Origin of the sequence: Streptomyces sp. NPDC004658, assembly GCF_040609555.1 — a bacterium.
Classification (GTDB): Bacteria; Actinomycetota; Actinomycetes; order Streptomycetales; family Streptomycetaceae; genus Streptomyces.
The window spans coordinates 1-1,368 of record NZ_JBEXKG010000396.1; the positions used below are offsets into that span (position 1 = coordinate 1).

The 1,368-nt window shown below is 74.7% G+C and carries 1 protein-coding gene and 1 pseudogene; one reads left to right on the top strand and one right to left on the bottom strand.

What is annotated here, in order from left to right:
• Positions 1 to 637 (bottom strand): annotated as a pseudogene (locus tag ABZV94_RS41620) (hypothetical protein); the annotation flags it as partial.
• Positions 638 to 811: 174 nt separating this feature from the next.
• Between ABZV94_RS41620 and ABZV94_RS41625 the strand changes: the two are divergent.
• On the top strand, positions 812 to 1,195 hold the full coding sequence (locus tag ABZV94_RS41625; protein ID WP_356350309.1) for a BlaI/MecI/CopY family transcriptional regulator: 384 nt from the start codon (positions 812 to 814) through the stop codon (positions 1,193 to 1,195).
• Positions 1,196 to 1,368: the final 173 nt, after the last annotated feature.

Genomic DNA, 1,368 nt, shown 5'->3' on the forward strand with positions numbered 1-1,368 from the left:
GCACGAGCAGGGCCCGCCGGTGGCGGCGCGCCAGGCCGAGGGCGAGCAGCGGCAGGGTCGCCCAGACGGCGTCCACCGGCCGCATCCACGCCATCAGCACCGCGCTCCCCGCCAGTCCTGACAGGGCGCCCCGGTCCGTGGGGGCGCGCAGGAAGCAGGCGACGGCGGCCAGGGCGGCGACGGCGACCCAGTAGTTGGGCATGGCTTGCGGGCCGTAGAACAGGGTCACCCAGAGGGAGGCGAACAGGGCGCCGCCGAGGGCGAGGCACCGCACGGGGAACAGTCCCCGCCAGGCGCGCAGGGCCAGGAACAGGGCGAGGCCGGAGAGGACGGCGAGGTAGATCCGCAGCAGGGCCGTGGAGGACGACCACGCCGCCACGGGCGCGACCAGAAGGGACACGCCCCGGGCGCGGGGTGCGCTGAAGAAGGAGGCGGGAGCGTGTCCGCTGACCTGGCTGACGTACACCGTCTCGTCCCAGCCGAGCCCCATACCCGGTCGGACGAGGACGAGTTGGGCCAGACTGAAGGCCGCGGCGACGGCCGCCGCCGGCCAGACGGCGCGCCCGGAGCCGGCGGAGGCGCGGCGCGCGTGCTCCTGGCTCGCCGCGTCGGCTGTCGCGTGCGCACTGCCGGCCATGACCACCCCTCCGTCCCCGTCCCCTACAGCCCGTAGGGCCGACTGTCACCCTACGGCCCGTAGGGCCGGAGACGGGAGTAGGGGAAAACACGGACAAACTAACGCGAACAACCCGCCCACTGCGCGCAGGCAGGGCCATCCGGCCGACGGCCCTACGCGCTGTAAGGTTGGGGCATGGCTGGCACAGGGTCCCGCGGCAGAGCGGAACGGCGCAGCGCAGGGGAGCTGGAGAGCGAGGTGCTGGCCGCCCTCTGGGCCACCGAGCGACCGCTGACCCCGGCGGAGATCCAGCAGGAGATCGGCGGCGGGCTCGCGTACAACACGGTCCATACGATCCTCAAGCGGCTGTACGACAAAGGGCTCGTCCTCCGGGACGCCGACGGGCGACGCGGCGCGTACCGGCCGGCCAAGAACGCAGCCGAGCTGACCGCCGAGGCGATGCACGAGGCCCTGGACCGGGGACCGGACCCGATCGCCGCGCTCCAGCAGTTCGTGACCGGGCTGAGCGCCGAGGAGGAGCGGGCCCTGCGCGAGCTGCTCGCCGGAGACGGCGCGTGAGGCCGAAGATCACGAGGTCCGGCGCATGACGTTCGACGTGTACGCCCCGCTGGCGCTGTCGCTGCTGCTGTCGGCGGTCGCTCCCGTGCTCGCCCGGCGGGCCGCGCCCGCGCTCGCCGCGCGCGTGCTGGCCTCGGCCGCCGTGCTGACGGCCGCGGCCACCACCTGGTCGC